Origin of the sequence: Kitasatospora sp. NPDC058243 (assembly GCF_042882025.1) — a bacterium.
In the GTDB taxonomy this organism is placed as follows: Bacteria; Actinomycetota; Actinomycetes; order Streptomycetales; family Streptomycetaceae; genus Kitasatospora.
The window spans coordinates 75,953-93,972 of the sequence record NZ_JBHVWW010000002.1; the positions used below are offsets into that span (position 1 = coordinate 75,953).

General features: G+C 74.8%; 15 protein-coding genes. 4 read left to right on the forward strand and 11 right to left on the reverse strand.

The features are described from left to right. Positions 1 to 143: 143 nt before the first annotated feature. The 3 genes from ACFVX9_RS02030 to ACFVX9_RS02040 form a co-directional block, all read right to left on the reverse strand. The gene (locus ACFVX9_RS02030) at positions 144 to 1,136 is read right to left on the reverse strand and encodes a malate dehydrogenase (protein WP_387979967.1); all 993 of its coding nucleotides are present in this window, start codon (positions 1,134 to 1,136) and stop codon (positions 144 to 146) included. 204 nt (positions 1,137 to 1,340) lie between these two features. Then, complete coding sequence (locus tag ACFVX9_RS02035) at positions 1,341 to 1,766, reverse strand: DUF3017 domain-containing protein (RefSeq protein WP_063349030.1); 426 nt, start codon at positions 1,764 to 1,766, stop codon at positions 1,341 to 1,343. A 35-nt stretch (positions 1,767 to 1,801) separates the two neighbouring features. After that, positions 1,802 to 2,656, reverse strand: a complete 855-nt coding sequence (locus ACFVX9_RS02040; protein ID WP_371518483.1) for a bifunctional methylenetetrahydrofolate dehydrogenase/methenyltetrahydrofolate cyclohydrolase — start codon at positions 2,654 to 2,656, stop codon at positions 1,802 to 1,804. Between the two features lie 323 nt (positions 2,657 to 2,979). Between ACFVX9_RS02040 and ACFVX9_RS02045 the strand changes: the two genes are divergently transcribed. After that, entirely contained in the window at positions 2,980 to 3,102 is a 123-nt protein-coding gene (locus ACFVX9_RS02045; protein WP_363369236.1) for a hypothetical protein, read from the forward strand. A 135-nt stretch (positions 3,103 to 3,237) separates the two neighbouring features. Continuing rightward, positions 3,238 to 3,864 carry a hypothetical protein gene (locus tag ACFVX9_RS02050; protein WP_063349028.1) on the forward strand — a complete coding sequence of 209 codons (627 nt, stop codon included), beginning with the start codon at positions 3,238 to 3,240 and terminating at the stop codon, positions 3,862 to 3,864. Between the two features lie 131 nt (positions 3,865 to 3,995). On the opposite strand, the gene purH is transcribed toward ACFVX9_RS02050, so the two are convergent. Beyond that, positions 3,996 to 5,573, reverse strand: a complete 1,578-nt coding sequence (purH, locus tag ACFVX9_RS02055) for a bifunctional phosphoribosylaminoimidazolecarboxamide formyltransferase/IMP cyclohydrolase (protein ID WP_063349027.1) — start codon at positions 5,571 to 5,573, stop codon at positions 3,996 to 3,998. Beyond that, on the reverse strand, positions 5,570 to 6,229 hold the full coding sequence (purN, locus tag ACFVX9_RS02060; protein WP_371518479.1) for a phosphoribosylglycinamide formyltransferase: 660 nt from the start codon (positions 6,227 to 6,229) through the stop codon (positions 5,570 to 5,572). Before purN ends, purH begins: the two co-directional genes overlap by 4 nt. A gap of 368 nt (positions 6,230 to 6,597) precedes the next feature. On the opposite strand from purN, the gene ACFVX9_RS02065 reads away from it, so the two are divergent. Further along, positions 6,598 to 7,245, forward strand: coding sequence for a hypothetical protein (locus ACFVX9_RS02065; RefSeq protein WP_387979970.1), 648 nt, complete (start codon positions 6,598 to 6,600; stop codon positions 7,243 to 7,245). Positions 7,246 to 7,276: 31 nt separating this feature from the next. On the opposite strand, the gene ACFVX9_RS02070 is transcribed toward ACFVX9_RS02065, so the two are convergent. Further along, on the reverse strand, positions 7,277 to 8,794 hold the full coding sequence (locus ACFVX9_RS02070; protein WP_387979972.1) for a DUF6350 family protein: 1,518 nt from the start codon (positions 8,792 to 8,794) through the stop codon (positions 7,277 to 7,279). Between the two features lie 132 nt (positions 8,795 to 8,926). Between ACFVX9_RS02070 and ACFVX9_RS02075 the strand changes: the two genes are divergently transcribed. Then, complete coding sequence (locus tag ACFVX9_RS02075; RefSeq protein ID WP_387979974.1) at positions 8,927 to 10,657, forward strand: sigma factor-like helix-turn-helix DNA-binding protein; 1,731 nt, start codon at positions 8,927 to 8,929, stop codon at positions 10,655 to 10,657. A gap of 235 nt (positions 10,658 to 10,892) precedes the next feature. Here the strand turns inward: ACFVX9_RS02075 and sucD are convergent, their stop codons facing one another. From sucD to ACFVX9_RS02100, 5 genes are all read right to left on the reverse strand, one after another. Next, positions 10,893 to 11,777 carry a succinate--CoA ligase subunit alpha gene (gene sucD / locus ACFVX9_RS02080; protein WP_063349021.1) on the reverse strand — a complete coding sequence of 295 codons (885 nt, stop codon included), beginning with the start codon at positions 11,775 to 11,777 and terminating at the stop codon, positions 10,893 to 10,895. A gap of 19 nt (positions 11,778 to 11,796) precedes the next feature. After that, positions 11,797 to 12,969, reverse strand: coding sequence for an ADP-forming succinate--CoA ligase subunit beta (gene sucC / locus ACFVX9_RS02085; protein ID WP_063349020.1), 1,173 nt, complete (start codon positions 12,967 to 12,969; stop codon positions 11,797 to 11,799). A gap of 302 nt (positions 12,970 to 13,271) precedes the next feature. Further along, the gene (locus tag ACFVX9_RS02090; RefSeq protein WP_063349019.1) at positions 13,272 to 14,435 is read right to left on the reverse strand and encodes a VWA domain-containing protein; all 1,164 of its coding nucleotides are present in this window, start codon (positions 14,433 to 14,435) and stop codon (positions 13,272 to 13,274) included. 20 nt (positions 14,436 to 14,455) lie between these two features. Further along, positions 14,456 to 16,846, reverse strand: a complete 2,391-nt coding sequence (locus tag ACFVX9_RS02095) for a DUF5682 family protein (protein WP_387979976.1) — start codon at positions 16,844 to 16,846, stop codon at positions 14,456 to 14,458. Then, positions 16,843 to 17,955, reverse strand: a complete 1,113-nt coding sequence (locus tag ACFVX9_RS02100) for an AAA family ATPase (RefSeq protein ID WP_363369253.1) — start codon at positions 17,953 to 17,955, stop codon at positions 16,843 to 16,845. The genes ACFVX9_RS02095 and ACFVX9_RS02100 overlap by 4 nt, the downstream gene beginning before the upstream one ends. Between the last annotated feature and the right edge of the window lie 65 nt (positions 17,956 to 18,020).

Sequence of the window (18,020 nt, forward strand, 5' to 3'; positions counted from 1 at the left end):
CCCCGGTGGTTTGGTCCGCGGTGGGTAGGGGGGGGACGGGCTGGGACCGGGGGAGGGGAGAAAGGGGCGACGCCTGGCCACACGGCGGCCCGCCGCCTCCGGGAAGGAGGCGGCGGGCCGTCGGGAAAGCGGTGCCGCGGGGCTCAGATGAGGCCCAGCTCCTGGACCGCGTCGCGCTCCTCGGTCAGCTCCTTGACCGAGGCGTCGATGCGGGCGCGCGAGAAGTCGGAGATCTCCAGGCCCTGGACGATCTCGAACTTGCCGGCCTTGGTGGTGACCGGGAAGGAGGAGATCAGGCCCTGCGGGACGCCGTAGGAGCCGTCCGAGACGACGCCCATGGAGGTCCAGTCGCCCTCGGCGGTGCCGTTGACCCAGGTGTACACGTGGTCGATGGCGGCGTTGGCGGCCGAGGCGGCCGAGGAGGCGCCGCGGGCCTCGATGATGGCCGCGCCGCGCTTGGCGACGGTCGGGATGAAGGTCTCGTCCAGCCAGGCCTGGTCGCTGCCGATGGCCTCGAAGGCCGGCTTGCCGGCGATCTCGGCCTGGAAGATGTCCGGGTACTGGGTGGCGGAGTGGTTGCCCCAGATGGTGACGCGCTTGATGTCGGAGACGGGCGCACCGGTCTTGACGGAGAGCTGGCCGACCGCGCGGTTGTGGTCCAGGCGGGTCATCGCGGTGAAGCGCTCGGCCGGGACGTCCGGGGCGTTGCGCTGGGCGATCAGGGCGTTGGTGTTGGCCGGGTTGCCGACGACCAGGACCTTGATGTCGTCCGCGGCGTGGTCGTTGATGGCCTTGCCCTGCGGGCCGAAGATGCCGCCGTTGGCCTGCAGCAGGTCGCCGCGCTCCATGCCGGCGGTGCGCGGACGGGCGCCGACCAGCAGCGCGACGTTGGCGCCGTCGAAGGCCTCGTTCGGGTTGTCGGTGATCGTGATGTCACGCAGCAGCGGGAACGCGCAGTCGACGAGCTCCATGGCGGTGCCCTCGGCGGCCTTGAGGCCCTGCGGGATCTCCAGGAGGCGCAGGTTCACCGGGACGTCGGCACCGAGCAGGTGGCCCGAGGCGATGCGGAAGAGCAGCGCGTAGCCGATCTGGCCGGCCGCTCCGGTGATGGTGACGTTGACGGGGGTGCGGGTCATTTCTACCTTCTCCAGCAGATCGCCAGGTGCCCCAGGCACACCGGCGCGCTGGAGCCGAGGATGGTCTCTCGACATCGAGAGACCGGCGTCAGGTTATCGCAAAGGGAAGCGTACGCCGCGGGTGCGGGCCTGGCTGATGCGTCACAACGGACGGCGGCCCCCGCCCTGGCTCGCAGGGCGGGGGCCGTCACGGTCACCCCGGCGTCAGTGCTTGGGCCGGCCGATCAACTTGCCGATGTTGTCGAGCAGCGGGATCTCCAGCCACGGGTTCGGCTGCGCCACCAGGGTCAGCAGCACGATCGACGCTCCCAGGAAGGTCAGCACGATCACGTCGGTGAAGCGGCTGCGCACCGCCAGCATCCCGACCTCGGGCAGCACCAGCCGCAGGACGGCCCCGAGCAGCACCCCGCAGCCGAGGATCAGCAGCCCGTACTTGAAGCCGTCCTTGAAGTCGGCGAACCAGGTGACCGCGAGGCCGGCCCCGACCACCAGCAGGACCAGGGTTATCGGCCACTGCCGGACCGGCAGGGTGTGGTCGCGTCCGAGGGCCGCGGCCGCGCCCTCGGGCGGCAGGGTGCCGGTGGTCTTGACCGGCCTGCGCGGGGTCCGCGCCGGTCGCGGTTCCGTCATGCTCGCCGTCCCTCGTGGTGGTGTCGGTCGCGGGGTCAGACGCCGGCGCGGCGCTCGGCCGCCACGACGATGTTGTTGAGCAGCATCGCGCGGGTCATCGGGCCCACGCCGCCGGGGTTCGGGGAGATCCAGGCGGCCACCTCGGCCACGCCCGGGTGCACGTCGCCGACGATCTTGCCCTCGCTGCGGCTGACGCCCACGTCCAGCACCGCCGCGCCCGGCTTGACGTCCTCCGGCTTGACCAGGTGCGGCACGCCCGCGGCGGCCACGATGATGTCGGCCTTGCGCAGGTGGTAGCCGAGGTCCCGGGTGCCGGTGTGGCACAGGGTCACGGTGGCGTTCTCGCTGCGGCGGGTCAGCAGCAGGCCGATCGAGCGGCCGACGGTGACGCCGCGGCCGATCACGACCACCTCGGCGCCGTTGATCTCGACGTCGTGCCGGCGCAGCAGCTCGACGATGCCCAGCGGGGTGCACGGCAGCGGCCCCTCGATGCCCAGGGCGAGCCGGCCGAGCGAGGTCGGGTGCAGGCCGTCGGCGTCCTTGTCCGGGTCCATCAGCTCCAGGACCGGGTTCTGGTCCAGGCCCTTGGGCAGCGGCAGCTGGACGATGTAGCCGGTGCAGGAGGGGTCGGCGTTGAGCTCGCGGACGACGTTCTCGACGTCCTCCTGGGTGGCGGTGGCGGGCAGCTCGCGCTGGATCGAGGCGATGCCGACCTCGGCGCAGTCCTTGTGCTTGCCGTTGACGTACCAGCGGCTGCCCGGGTCGTCGCCGACCAGGACGGTGCCGAGGCCGGGCGTGACGCCCTTCGCCTTGAGGACCGCCACGCGGGCGGCGAGTTCGGACTTGATCGCGGCGGCGGTGGCCTTGCCATCGAGAATCTGGGCAGTCATGACCCCATTCTCCCGGATCGGGGCAAGCCGCCGTACCAGGGCCCGTCTTCGAGCTCCCGTCGTCCTCCCGTCGTCCTCCCACAGGCCCCCGTCGGCCCCCGTCGTCCTCCCACCGGCCCCCGCCGTCCTCCCGCCCTCCGGTCGGACGGGTACGGAAGGCCCGGACCACGTTGCGGTTGCGCCACAGTCTCGGTCCGGCGCGCGGAACCGGCTGGACACGGCCCCGCCGTCCGGTTGACGATATGCGGGCATTCCCTGCCGCGACCCGGCCCGGTGACGGGCCGACGGACACCCGGCGGGGGCGTACCCGGGGGAAAGAGCACGTGAGCCGACCACTTCAGACCGAGCCGCCCGACCACTGCGGCGCCGTCCTGCCCGCAGCGGGCCCGTCGACGACTCCGCTCGCACTGCTCTCACCGCTCTCAGCGCTCTCACCGCGCGCCTGAGCCGGCCGCGCCCGGATCCGCTCCGGGCTGTCACTCCCCTCCGTTAGCGTCCCGTTCCACCGGCGACCCGACTCGCCAACCGGAACCGGGCCCTCCGTCCCGTCCCCACGTCCCCGCAACTGCCCGGAGGCATCGATGAGTTACCCGCCCGACCCGAACAACCCGAACAACCCGTACGGCCAGCCGCCGCAGGCTCCCGGCTACGGCTACCCCCAGCAGGCCCCGCCGGCCGGGTACGGCTACCCGCCGCCCGCGCCGGGCTACGGCGGACCGGGCTACGGCTACCCGCCGGCCGTCCCGCAGAACATGCCGGGCCTGGTGGTCACCACCCGGGTGCTGCTGTTCATCATCGGCGCCGTGCAGATCATCGGTGGCGGCATCTACCTGATAGCCGCCGCGGCGGCCAAGGAGGTCACCAACCGGGCCCAGCAGATCGACGGGAGCGACCCGTTCAACGGCTTCGGCAACGCGGCGGCCGGCGTGCTGGTGGTCGTCGGCATCGTGTGCGCGCTGTTCGCGGCCTTCTCCATCACGCTGGGCGTGAAGTTCGGCAAGGGCGGGCCCGCGGTCCGCATCACCACCCTGGTGTACGGCTCGTTCGGCGCACTGCTCGGTCTGCTGGGGCTGGCCGGCTCGTTCGCCAACAACGCCAACCCGGTCGGCATCGTCTTCACGCTGATGTGGCTCGCGGTCTCGATCACGATGATCGTCGGGATGAGCGTCAAGGACGGCGTCGCCTGGTTCGCCCGGCCGCGCTACTGACCGGCCGCACCACTGACCGGCCCGGTCCGAGCCGATCGGACGACGAGCGGCCCGGCTCCCCTTCCGGAGGAGCCGGGCCGCTCTGTCATGCCGTCACCCGGGCGGTGCGCCGGGCGAGCGGTGGAACGCGATCAGTGGAAGAAGTGCCGCGCACCGGTGAAGTACATCGTCACCCCGGCCTCGGCGGCCGCCGCGACGACCTCCTCGTCCCGGATCGAACCGCCCGGCTGGACGATCGCCTTGACGCCGGCCGCGATCAGGATGGCAGGGCCGTCCGCGAACGGGAAGAACGCGTCCGAGGCCGCGTACGCGCCCTTGGCCCGCTCCCCGGCCCGCTCGACCGCGAGCTTGCAGGAGTCGACCCGGTTGACCTGGCCCATGCCGACGCCCACCGAGGCGCCGTCCTTGGCCAGCAGGATCGCGTTGGACTTGACGGCCCGACAGGCCCGCCAGGCGAAGGCCAGCTCGGCCAGCTCGGCCTCGGACAGCGCCTCACCGGTGGCCAGCCGCCAGTTCGCCGGGTCGTCGCCCTCGGCCTGCACCCGGTCGGCGTCCTGGAGCAGCACGCCGCCGGAGACCGGGCGCAGCTCCTGGCGGTTGGCCGGCGCCTCGGGGGCCAGCAGCACCCGCAGGTTCTTCTTCCGGGCCAGCACCTCGACGGCGCCGTCCTCGTAACCGGGGGCCACCACGACCTCGGTGAAGATCGGGGCGATCTGCTCGGCCAGCTCGACGGTGACCGGGCGGTTGACCGCGATCACGCCGCCGTACGCCGAGACCGGGTCGCACTCGTGCGCCTTGCGGTGCGCCTCGGCGACGTCCGCGCCGGTCGCGATGCCGCACGGGTTGGCGTGCTTGATGATCGCGACGGCCGGCTCGGCGTGGTCGTACGCGGCGCGGCGGGCGGCGTCGGTGTCGACGTAGTTGTTGTACGACATCTCCTTGCCGTGCAGCTGCTCCGCGCCGGCCAGGCCGCCGCTGCCGTCGCTGTACAGCGCGGCGCCCTGGTGCGGGTTCTCGCCGTAGCGCAGCACGTTCTGCCGCTCCCAGGTGGCGCCCAGGAACTCCGGGAACCGCTCGTCGCTCGGCGCGTAGCCGGCCTCGAACCAGGAGGCGACCGCGACGTCGTACGCGGCGGTGTGCGCGAACGCCGCACCGGCCAGGCGCTTGCGGGTGGCCAGGTCGAAGCCGCCCTCCTGGGCGGCCCGCAGCACGTCGACGTAACGGGCCGGGTCGACCACCACGGCCACCGACGGGTGGTTCTTGGCGGCGGCGCGGACCATGCTCGGGCCGCCGATGTCGATCTGCTCGACGCACTCGTCCGGGGTGGCGCCCGAGGCGACGGTGGCCTTGAACGGGTAGAGGTTCACCACGACCAGGTCGAAGGGCTCGACGCCCAGCTCGGCCAGCTGCGCGCGGTGCGACTCCAGCCGCAGGTCGGCGAGCACGCCGGCGTGCACGCGGGGGTGCAGCGTCTTCACGCGCCCGTCCAGGCACTCCGGGAAGCCGGTCAGCTCGGAGACCTCGGTCACCGGGACGCCGGCGGCGGCGATCCGGCCGGCGGTGGAGCCGGTGGAGACGATGGCGACCCCGGCGGCGTGCAGGCCCTGGGCCAGCTCCTCCAGACCGGTCTTGTCGTACACGCTGATCAGCGCACGACGGATCGGACGGATGTTCTCGGAGACAGGGGGGGTGGTGGAGCTGGCACTCATGCCGGGATCCATACCTTTCGGTCCTCGATGCGGTGGCCCTCGCGGGCCAGCCGGCCCACGACGTCGACGAGCAGCTTGCGCTCGACAGTCTTGATGCGCTCGTGCAGCGCTTCGCCGCCATCGGCGTGGTCGGCGTCGACGACCTCGACGACGCCCTGCGCGATGATCGGCCCGGTGTCCACCCCGGCGTCGACCAGGTGGACGGTGCAGCCGGTGACCCTCACCCCGTACGCGAGCGCGTCGGTGACGCCGTGGGCGCCGGGGAAGGAGGGCAGCAGTGCGGGATGGGTGTTGACGATCCGCCCGGCGAAGGCCGCGATGAACTCGGGGCCGAGGATCTTCATGAACCCGGCCGTGACCACCAGGTCCGGCTCGTGGGCGGCAACGGCGGCGGTCAGCGCGCGGTCCCAGTCGGCCCGGTCGGCGAAGTCCTTCACCCGGTGGACGAAGACCGGCAGGCCCGCCTTCTCGGCCCGCTCCAGGCCCGCGATGCCGTCGCGGTCCGCACCCACGGCGAGGATCTCGGCGCCGTACGCCGGATCGGCTGCGGCGTCGAGCAGCGCCTGCAGATTGGTGCCGGAACCGGAGACCAGCACCACCAGGCGGGCCGGTCCGGGCGTACGGGGCGGGAAGAGCTGGGCGGGGGCGGCGGCCACTGCGCGATTCTCCGTAGGTCGGGCGCCGCCCGCTGGTACGTCCACCGGTGGTGGGGCCACTACGAACGGCAGGTCGAGCGAGGGGGAACACCAGGAGAACCCACCGCGACGCGGGCACCCGGGAACCTCTGCGAGCTGCTGACCGTCACCACGATAACGGCTGGTCGGACGGCCTCCGCACCCTCCCGGCGGCGCTACGCGCGTAGTTGAGACGGGGATCTCCTCCGGCCCGCACAGCGGAGTTGCCCCGGGCACCGGCCCTCCCGGCACCCGCGCAGCGGGCAGGCCGCCTGAGGACCGGCGAACGGCTGCGGGATCATAGGGAAGGCGGGAGACCGCCGCCCCGACCGAGAAGGAATGGCTGAACCATGAGCAGCGGTGACGACACCGGCGAGCGCAACCCCTTCGCGCCGCCGCCGGCGGATGCCCCGGACCAGCCGTGGCAGCCGCGCAACCCCTGGCCCGGCGAGGGCCCGGACGGCACCGGCGGCCAGGGCACCGGCGAACACCCGCAGCTCCCGCCGCCGCACCCCTGGGGCCCCGGCCGGCCCGAGGACGGCCGCCCCACCCCACCGGCCCCGCAGCCGCCCAAGCTCGACCCCGCCGACCCCGCCCAGCGCCGGGCCCGCAACGCCGCACTGGCCGGGCCGCTCGCGCTGGTCTGCCTGTTCGCCGGCTTCCACTGGGCCGCCCTGTTCGTCGGCGCGCTCGGCATCGTGTGGGGCATCAGCGCGCTGCGGACCCCCAAGCCCGCCCCGGCAGCCGCCGTCACCGGCGCCGCCCCCCAGCCCGCCGCCCGCCAGCCCGCCGCCCCGAACCCGCTCACCCCGGCCGCGCTCGCCGGAATCCTCACCGGCGCGATGACCGTCGTGGTCGCGACCTCGGTGATCGGCCTCGGGATGTACTACAACGACTACGTCACCTGCGTCCGGGACTCGCTGACCTCCGTCGGCGCCGACAACTGCGACCGGTTCGCGCCCAAGTGGTACGTCGACTTCACCGGGAACGCCGGCTAGACCCTGTCCGGCCGGTCTTGCCGGACACGCCCTAGTCACTTCCGGGGGCCCGCCCACCCAGGCGCAGCACCGCGGCGTACCCGCGGGCCCGCAGCAGCAGCACCCCCCGGCGCAGCCGCTCGGCCGACCGGGCGCGGGCGGCGGGCAGGGCCTCCTCGTCGGCGTCCGCGTCGAGTTCCTCGGCGGCCTGCCCGTCGACCTCTCCGTCGACCCCTCCGTCGACCCCTTCGTCGGCCTCCGGGACGGTCGCGGGGCACAGCGCCCGATGGCGTACCAGCAGCGCGCCCGGCACGGCCACCAGCGCGAACCAGCCCGCCGCCGCCGGTCCCGTCCACCAGGGCGCCGGCCCCAGCCGGGCCATCCGACCGCCCGCCAGCGCGCCACCCGCCAGCCAGCTCGCCGCCGCCACCGCGACGCCGGTCAGCAGCGCCGCCGCCAGCACCGCCACCACCGTCACCGCGAGCGGCCACGGTCCGTCGCCGCCCCCGTCGCCGTCGCCGTCGCCGGTCCCGGACCCGGCCTCGGCCTCGGCCGCTGCGCGCGGGCCGGCCGCCGCCCGGCCCAGCAGCACCGCCGGCACCACCCCCGCCAGCACCGGCAGCAGCAGTGCCGCCAGCCGCCAGCCACCCGGGCCCTCCGCCGGCAGCAGGGCGAACATCGGGAACTCCGGGACGGGGCCCAGCACGGTGCCGCCCGGCGCCACCACCGTCCCGGAACCCACCGCGAACCCCGGGCCCAGGGCGTACGCCGTCCCCCAGAGCACCGCGTTCGGCAGCAGCACCACCCCGAGCAGCAGCAGCCCGACCAGCGCCGCCGGCCCGCGCCCGAGCACCGCCATCCCGCGCCCGCCCCCGACCGCCGCGTCCAGCGCCGCCGCCACCGCCACCAGCACCCCGCCCGCCGCCACCAGGCCCGCCCCGGCCGCCAGCACCGAGCCGCGCACCGCCGCCGCGCCGCCGGCCGGTCGGAACGGCGCGGGCAGCCGGTCCAGCAGCGGCCACGCCGGGCGGCGGGGCGGGGCGTCGGGGCCGGCGGCCCGGGCCGAACGCGCGCCCGCCGCCGTCGCCAGCCCGGCCAGCAACCCCACCACCAGGACGTCCGGCAGCACCCTGGCCCGGAACAGCCCGGCGCCCGTGCAGTGCAGCACCACCGCCACCGCGACCGCGCAGTAGCCCGCCCAGACCGCCGCCGGGCCGCCCCAGCGCGGCCGGGGCCCGCGCCGCGACGCCACCGCGACGGCGGCCCGGTACAGCTGAGCCACCGCCAGCACGCCCAGCAGCAGCGGGGTGACGGTCAGCGGGGCGCCCGCGTCCCCCCGCAGCACCGGCGCGCCGTGCCCGAGCAACCACAGCGCCCCCGCCAACCGGGTGGCACCGGTCGCCCCGTTGTCCGCGTACGGCGTCGCCACCCAGAGCCCGAGCACCGGCACCCCGACCACCGCCAGGCCGACCAGCGCCGTCCGCACCCCCGCCAACAGGTCGGCCGGCAACGGGCGTCCGCCCAATTCGCCCGGCAGTTCCAGGATCGGACGGCCCATCAGCTGCGTCATACGCCTCATGGTGCCAAGGCGACTCGCCATGCCCCGTGAAGCGGTAAACCGCCGCCGTGTCCCAGATTATTGGCTTATGCGCATTTTCAGACCCGATCCCCAAGCCGCCGGCGCACCGGCCCGGAGCGTCTGATGACCACGCCACCCACCGCCGAACACCCCGCCGGCGCCGACTCCCCCACCCCCGAGAACCGCCCCCGCAAACCCCGGGCCACCCGCCCCGACCAGGACGCGGCGCGCCCCCTACGGAAACTGACGCCCCGTGAGGCCCAGGTGCTCGCCCACCTCGCCGCCGGTCGCGACCTCCCGCAGGCGGCCGCCGCCCTCGGCGTCACCCCGGCCACCGCCCGCAGCTACGTCCAGCGGGCCATGCGCAAACTCGGCGCGGCCACCGAGGCCGAGGCCGTCGCCCTCACCACCGCCCGCCCGAAGAGCCCCGACCCCGCACCACCCGGCCCCACACCACCCGGCCCCGACGCACCCAGCCCCGACGCGCCCGGCGACGCCCAGGCGGACCCTGCCGCCGACCCCCGTACCCCCGACCCCGCGCCGCCGCGCCCGCCCGTCCTCGGCACCGGAGGAGAGCACCCCGGCCCGGCCGCCCACCCCGCCCACGCCCCCACCCCCGCCACCGACGCCGCTAGCGCCCCGGCGGCCCCGAACGCCCCGGGAGAGCGCATCAGCACACCCGCCGCCACCACGACACCGCCGGGCACCCGCGACACCCCGCCCGCGGCGCAGGCCCGACCCGACGACCCGGCCACCGGCACCGGGCGGCCCGCCCGCGCGGCCACGCCGGCCGACGACGAGCGGGCCGGGCCGGCCGGGAGCTTCGAGGAGCTGTACGAGCAGGCGCACACCCGGCTGGTGCAGCAGGTGTTCCTGCTGACCGCCTGCCGGCACCGGGCGGCGCACTGCGTCCGGCTGGCGTTCGGGGCGGCGCGCCGGGGCTGGGCGGAGGTGGCCGCGACGGGGGATCCGGAAGGGTGGGTGCGGGTACGGGCGTGCGAGCTGGCGCTGTCCCCGTGGCACCGGGGCGGGCCCCGGCGGATGCACGCCTGGAAACTGCCGCACCGGCGGATCCGGGTACGGCCGGCGGACGAGTCGCAGGCGGTGCTGCCCGATCACGACCGGCTGACCGACCGGGACCGGGCGCTGCTGAAGGCACTGCGGCGGCTGTCCCGGCCGCAGCGCCGGGCGCTGGTGCTGCACGACGGGCTGGGCCTGCCGGCGACGGCGGTCGCGGTGGAGGTGGAGTCGACGCTGGCGGCGGCCGAGGGGCGGGTGTGGGCGGCCCGGGTGGCGCTGGCCCGGTGGGTGCCGGAGCTGCTGGGGCCGGATCCGGCGGCACCGGGGTTCGCGGACGGCCTGAGCGGGCTGCTGCACCGGGCGGCGGTCCGGGGCTGCCCGCAGCCGCACCGGCCGCCGGTGCCGGTGCTGCTGGCCCGGCACCGGCTGTGGACGGCGAGCCGGACGGGGGCGGCGGCGCTGCTGACGGCGGCGGTGGGCGGGGCGGCGCTGGCGACGCTGGTGGGGATCCGGCCGGTGACGCTGTTCCGGTCCCCGGAGCCGCCGGAGCCGGCGATGTGCCTGTCGACGGCGAACGCGGGCGTGCCGGGCGCGCCTGTTGTGCCGGGTGTGCCGGCGCTGCCGGGCGGGCCGCCGAACGTCGTCCGCAGCCTGTGGTGCAGCCCGACGCCGGGGGTGGAGGCGGTCGTGGTGGAGTCGGCGCCGCAGGCCGCCGCGCGGTGGGAGCTGCCGGCGGTCGCCCGGGGGGCGGGCGCCCCGCCGCCGCCGCAGGGCCCGGAGGTCTGCCCGCTGTGGTCACCGCTGCCGTGCACGACCGGGTCGACACCGCACTGACGGCGTCCGCGAACGCGCGAGCGCCCCTGCCCGTGAAAGGGCAGGGGCGCTAGGGCCTGTCCGGTGGATCTTGCCGGGCGCGCGACGCCGGGCATCCCGGCTGGACGCACGTCCGAATCGTCCAAGTACGTCCAGTACGAGGACGACTCGGACGCACGCCCAGCCGGGCGCCCAACGCCGCGCGCTGATCCGACAAGATCCGCCGGACAGGCCCTGGCTACGCAGTCGACCGACGTCAGCCGGCGATGATCTCGCGCGCCAGGCGGGCGGTCTCGGACGGCGTCTTGCCGACCTTGACACCGGCGGCCTCGAGGGCCTCCTTCTTCGCCTGGGCGGTGCCCGAGGAGCCGGAGACGATGGCGCCGGCGTGGCCCATGGTCTTGCCCTCGGGGGCGGTGAAGCCCGCGACGTAGCCGACGACCGGCTTGGTGACGTGCTCGGCGATGTAGGCCGCGGCACGCTCCTCGGCGTCGCCACCGATCTCACCGATCATGACGATGAGCTCGGTCTCCGGGTCCTCCTGGAACGCCTTGAGGGCGTCGATGTGGGTGGTGCCGATGACCGGGTCACCGCCGATGCCCACGGCCGAGGAGAAGCCGATGTCCCGCAGCTCGTACATGAGCTGGTAGGTCAGGGTGCCCGACTTCGAGACCAGACCGATCTTGCCGGAGGTGGTGATGTCGGCCGGGATGATGCCGGCGTTCGACTGTCCGGGGCTGATCAGGCCGGGGCAGTTCGGGCCGATGATCCGGGTCTTGTTGCCCTTCGAACCGGCGTACGCCCAGAAGGCGGCGGTGTCGTGCACCGGAACGCCCTCGGTGATGACGACGGCCAGGCCGATCTCGGCGTCGATGGCCTCGACGACGGCGTCCTTGGTGAACTTCGGCGGCACGAAGATGACGGTGACATCGGCACCGGTCTTCTCCATGGCCTCGGCGACGCCGCCGAAGACGGGCACCTCGGTGCCGTCGACGTCGACCGTGGTGCCGGCCTTGCGCGGGTTGACACCGCCGACGATCTGGGTGCCGGAGGCGAGCATGCGGCGGGTGTGCTTCATGCCCTCGGAGCCGGTCATGCCCTGGACGATGACCTTGCTGTCCTTGGTAAGGAAGATAGCCATGGTGTGAAAGTCCCCTTCCTTACTTGTTGGCCAGCTCGGCGGCGCGGTCAGCGGCGCCGTCCATGGTGTCCACGCGCTGGACCAGCGGGTGGTTGGCGTCGTCGAGGATCTTGCGACCCAGCTCCGCGTTGTTGCCGTCCAGACGGACGACCAGCGGCTTGGTGACGTTCTCGCCCTTGCTCTCCAGGAGCGCGAGGGCCTGCACGATGCCGTTGGCGACCGCGTCACAGGCGGTGATGCCGCCGAAGACGTTGACGAACACCGACTTGACGTCGGGGTCGCCCAGGATGATCTCCAGGCCGTTCGCCATGACCTCGGCGGAGGCGCCGCCGCCGATGTCGAGGAAGTTGGCGGGCTTGACGCCGCCGTGGTTCTCACCGGCGTAGGCGACCACGTCGAGGGTGCTCATCACGAGGCCCGCGCCGTTGCCGATGATGCCGACCTGGCCGTCGAGCTTGACGTAGTTCAGGCCCTTGGCCTTGGCGGCGGCCTCCAGCGGGTTGGCCGCGGCCTTGTCCTCCAGGGCCTCGTGCTCGGGCTGGCGGAACTCGGCGTTCTCGTCCAGCGAGACCTTGCCGTCAAGCGCGATGATCTTGCCCTCGCCGGACTTGATCAGCGGGTTGACCTCGACGAGGAGCGCGTCCTCGGCGATGAAGACCTTCCACAGCTTCTGCAGGACGTCGGCAACCTGGTCGGCGATCTCGGCCGGGAACTTCGCCGCGGCGACGATCTCGGCGGCCTTCTCCGGGGTGCAGCCCTCGTTGGCGTCGACCGGGATCTTGGCGAGCGCGTCGGGGTTCTCCTCGGCGACGACCTCGATCTCCACGCCGCCCTCGACGCTGGCCATCGCCAGGAAGGTGCGGTTGGTGCGGTCCAGCAGGAACGAGACGTAGTACTCGTCCTTGATGTCCGCGGTCTGGGCCAGCATCACCTTGTGGACGGTGTGGCCCTTGATGTCCATGCCGAGGATCGCCTCGGCCTTGGCGACGGCGTCAGCCGGGTCGGAGGCGAGCTTCACGCCACCGGCCTTGCCTCGGCCACCCACCTTCACCTGAGCCTTGACGACGGCGCGGCCGCCGAAGCGCTCCGCGATGGCGGCAGCGTCTGCGGCGGTCTCGATCACATCACCGTCAAGCACGGGCACACCGTGCTTGGCGAAGAGGTCCCTCGCCTGGTACTCGAACAGGTCCACGTGTTTGTCCTTGTTCGTGGTCGCGGATTGTGTCTCTACGAGCGTGCCACGGCAGGATCTTCGCTGCGGGTCGTCGGGGCGGTGCGGGTACGCAGAGGTACGGCCTTGCGGCCCACACAGCCACGGGCGCACACGTCAATCAACACGCGCGTCACGTCCGTCTGGCAGGTTATCCCCGTACGACGGGACTGTTTCGCCCGGGGCCTGCCCGTCCGTGGTGAGAACCGTCACAGACAGCCTACGGGGGCGGTCGGCGCACCCCCCGTCCGCCGGTCGGCCGGTTCGCACGTCCGGGTGAATCCTCACACTCCCTGGTCAGGCACCGGCAGCGGGCGCTTCTCGATCGCCGCGGCCATGATCTCCGGAAAGGCGTCCGGGGTGCAGGCGAAGGCCGGGGCCCCCAGGGCGGCCAGGGCGGCGGCGTGGGCGTGGTCGTAGGCAGGCGCACCTTCGTCGGAGAGCGCCAGCAGGGCGATGAACTGGACGCCGGCCGCCTTCATCGCGGCGACGCGCTTGAGCATGCCGTCCCGGATGCCGCCCTCGTAGAGGTCGCTGATCAGCACCACCACGGTCTCGGACGGCCGGGTGATCCTCGACTGGCAGTAGGCGAGCGCGCGGTTGATGTCGGTGCCGCCGCCGAGCTGGGTGGCGAACAGGACGTCGACCGGGTCGGTGAGCTGTTCGGTGAGGTCGACCACCGAGGTGTCGAAGACGACCAGCCGGGTGTCCAGCGTGCGCATCGAGGCGAGCACCGCGCCGAACACCGCCGAGTGCACCACCGACGGGGCCATCGAGCCGGACTGGTCGATGCAGAGGATGACGTCCTTCTTCACCGCGCGCTGGGCGCGGGCGTAGCCGACGAGCCGCTCGGGCACGACGGTGCCGTGCTCGGGCAGGTAGTTCTTCAGGTTGGCCCGGATGGTGCGGTCCCAGTCGATGTCGCGGTGGCGGGGCCGGTTGACCTTGGCGCTGCGGTCGAGGGCGCCGCCCAGGGTGGCCCTGGTGCGGTCGGCGAGCCGGCGCTCCAGATCGGCGACCACCTTGCCGACCACGGCCCGGGCGGTCTCCCGGGTGGTCTCGGGCAGCGCGTGCTTGAGCGACAGCAGGGTGCCGACCAGGTGCACGTCCGGTTCGACGGCCTCCAACATCTCGGGTTCCAGCAGCAGCCGCTCCAGGCCGAGCCGGGCGATCGCGTCCTGCTGCATCAGCTGGACGACGGTGGACGGGAAGTACTCGCGGATGTCGCCCAGCCAGCGCGCCACCTGCGGGGCCGAGCCGCCCAGCCCCGCGCTGCGCCGGCCGCCGCGGGCCCCCCGGCCGCCCTCCTCGGGCGCGCCGCGGTAGAGCGCGGCCAGCGCGCCGTCCATCGCGGCGTCCCGGCCGCGCAGGGCGCAGCCGGTGCCGTCGGCCTCGCCGCCGAGCACCAGCCGCCAGCGGCGCAGCCGTTCGTCGGTCGTGGTCGCCATCAGGTCCTCCTTCACGGGTGTCAGGTGTTGCGGCCGGCGGCCTGCCGGGGGATCCGGGGGCGGGCGCCGAGCAGCAGGGCCACCACCGGGACGGCGGCGTCGGCCCGGGCCGGGTCGAGGGTGCCGCCCGGGGTCGGGGCCGCCGGGGCCTCGCCGAGCGGGCCGGCCGCGACCCGACCGCCGATGGTGCTGCGGACGCCCGCCTCCAGCCCGGCGAAGGTGCGGCGCAGCAGCGGCAGGACGTCGGTGAAGACCTCGCCGGGCACGCCGGTCAGCCACTCGTCGAGCAGGGCGAGCAGGCGCGGGTCGTGCAGCAGCAGGGCGCCGCCGCCGGTGAGGAAGCCCTCGATCCAGCCGGCCGCGTCCGCCGGGGCGTTGGCGGTGGACAGGACCAGCCGCAGCCGGCCGGCGGCCTCCTCGGAGTCGAGCCGCCCGTCGTCCAGCAGCAGCCGGACGGCGCGCCCGCGCAGCAGGCCGGGGGCGCCGGTGGCCGGGCCGCCGGCCGGCTCGCGGCGGGCCAGCGAGCGCAGGGCGGCGGCCCAGCGGTCGGCCAGGGCCTCGGAACCGTCCGGGCCCGGGGAGGCTGCCGGGGTGCCCGGGCCCGCTGATCCGTCCGGGGCGTCCGGCTCCGGACGGGCGGCCGGGCCGAGCAGGCCGATCGCGCCGTGCACCTCGTCGAGCCGGCCGCGCATCGCCGCCGCCCCCTCGGCGTCCAACCCGACGCAGGCGGGCGGCAGCCCGACGCAGATCCGGTCGGCCAGGCCGGTGGCGACCTCGCCGAGCGCGCCGTGGTCGGTGCCGCGCACGTCGCCGTAGCGCAGCGCCCGGACCAGCGCGGGCAGCGCCCCGGCCAGGTGCGCGACGTCGGTGTCCAGCGCGGCGCAGTCGGCGAGCACCCGCATCACGGCGGGCAGCGCGCCGGCCAGCCCGGCCAGCAGGCAGGTCTCCACCAGCCCGGTCAGCTCGGCGAGTTCGGCGGCGGCGCGGGCGGTGCCGACGGCCTTGCCGGTCGCCGCCTCCTCCACCGTGGTGCCCCACTGGGCGGCCTCGGCGATCCGGACCGCGAACTCGGGCTGCCAGCACAGCCGCCAGCTCTCCCGGAACGTCCCGGTCGAGTTGACCGCCGAGCGGGCCGGCACTCCCCAGTCGACGCCCAGCAGCCGCAGCCGGTGCAGCAGCCGCGAGCGGGCCGCGTCGGTGTCCTTGCGCAGGTCGAGGTCGAGGTCCTTCGGCGCGGCCTCGGGCTTGAGCCGCAGCGTGCGCTGCCAGCGGGTGAGGTCCCGCTGGAGCGGCACCGCCGGTGCCGCGTCCGGGACTTCGCCGAGCGCGTCGCCGACCACCAGGCGGTCCCGGACGAGCTCCAGGGCGACGTCCGAGCCCTCGCAGAGCACCGCGCGGACGGCGTCCAGGGTCTCGGTCAGCCCGGCCAGCGGGCGGCCGCGCAGCACCGCCAGCGTGCGGGCGAGCCGGACCGCCTCGATGACGTGGGCGGAGGAGACCGGGTGGTCCTCGGCGCGCAGCAGTTCGGCGGCCCGGGTGAGCCAGCGCGGCACCGGATCGCCCTCGGTGCCGAACAGGTGGTGGTACCAGCCCGGTGACTGCACGCCCGCGCCGTAGCCGGTGGCCTGGGAGAGCCGGCGGTGCGTCCACGGCACCCAGGTGATGTCCGTCCGCACCTTCCGCGGCAGTGCGGCGAGCAGCGCCCGGTCGTGCGCGACCGTCGGCAGCACCGCCAGCGCGGGCACGTGGAAGGCCCCGCACACCACGGCGATCCGGCGGTGCCCGGCGCGGCGGGCGGCCCGGATCTGCTGGCGCATGTACGCCTCGCGCAGGTCGTCCCGCCGGGACTCGCCGAGGCCCTCCGCGCGCAGCGCCGCCATCGCCTCCGCGACGGCGGCGAACGGCGCCAGTCCGTCCGGGTCGTCCGGGTCGTCCGCGCCGTCCGCACCGGGCGCGCGGTGCTCGACCACGTCCTCCCACCAGCGCTCCGGGTCGTCGTAGCCTGCCGCCTCGGCGAGCAGCGCCAGCGGGTCGGCGACCGGCCCGGCGGGCTCCCCCGGCTCCCCGGCCTCCCCCGCCTCGGCGGCGGGTCCGAGGCCGTACCCGGCGGGCAGGTCGATGAAGCGGACCGGCAGCTCCCGCTCGACGCCGTAGCGGATCGCCACCCATTCCGGGGAGAACTCGGCGTACGGCCAGAACGCGGCCCTCGCCGGGTCGTCCACCGCGTGGGCCAGCAGCGCGACCGGCGGCACCAGGCCGTTCCCGGCCGCGAGGTGGACGATGCCGTCGGCCTCCGGCGGGCCCTCGATCAGCACCGCGTCCGGCCGCCACCGCTCCAGCGCGGCGGCCACCGCCCGGGCCGAGCCCGGACCGTGGTGCCGGATGCCGAGCAGCGCGACGTCCGCGGTCATCGCACCTCCTCGCGGGCGGCCCGGTAGAAGTCCTTCCAACCGTCGCGCTCGCGCACCACCCCTTCGACGTACTCGCGCCACACCGCGTGGTCCGCCACCGGGTCCCGGACGACGGCGCCGAGGATGCCGGCCGTCACGTCCCCGGCGCGCAGCACGCCGTCCCCGAAGTGAGTGGCCAGGGCGAGGCCGTTGGCCACCACCGAGATCGCCTCCGCCGTGGAGAGGGTGCCGCTCGGGCTCTTGACCTTCGTCCGCCCGTCCGTCGTGATCCCGGCCCGCAGCTCGCGGAACACGGTGACCACCCGCCTGATCTCCTCGGCGCCGCCGGGCAGTTCGGGCAGCTCCAGGGAGCGGCCGAGCTGGTTCACCCGGCGGGTGACGATGTCGACCTCCTCCTCCAGCGAGCCCGGCAGCGGCAGCACGACGGTGTTGAACCGCCGGCGCAGCGCGCTGGACAGCTCGTTGACGCCGCGGTCGCGGTCGTTCGCGGTGGCGATCACGTTGAAGCCGCGCACCGCCTGCGTCTCGCCGCCCAACTCCGGCACCGGCAGCGTCTTCTCGGACAGGATGGTGATCAGGCTGTCCTGCACGTCGGCCGGGATCCGGGTCAGCTCCTCGATCCGGGCGAGCTTGCCGTCCGCCATCGCCCGCATCAGCGGCGAGGGCACCAGGGCGTCCCGGCTCGGGCCGTCGGTGAGCAGCCGGGCGTAGTTCCAGCCGTACCGGACGGCCTCCTCCGGGGTGCCGGCGGTGCCCTGCACCAGCAGGGTGGAGTCCCCGCTGACCGCCGCGGCCAGGTGCTCGGACACCCAGGTCTTCGCGGTGCCGGGCACGCCGAGCAGCAGCAGCGCGCGGTCCGTCGCCAGGGTCGTGACGGCGACCTCCACCACCCGGCGCGGGCCGATGTACTTGGGGGTGATCGGGGTGCCGTCGGGCAGTTCGCCGCCGAGCAGGTACGTCGCCACGGCCCACGGCGAGAGCTTCCAGCGCTCCGGGCGCGGACGGTCGTCCTGCGCGGCCAGCGCGGCCAGTTCACCGGCGAAGGCGTCCTCGGCATGCTGCCGCAGAACGTCGGTCACGGGGGCTCCTTCGGGTCGGCCGCCGGGCACACGGGTGCCCTCGGCGGCAGGGTGATCGGGGGGAGCTGGGGCCGGCGTCCCGGCCTGTGGGAACC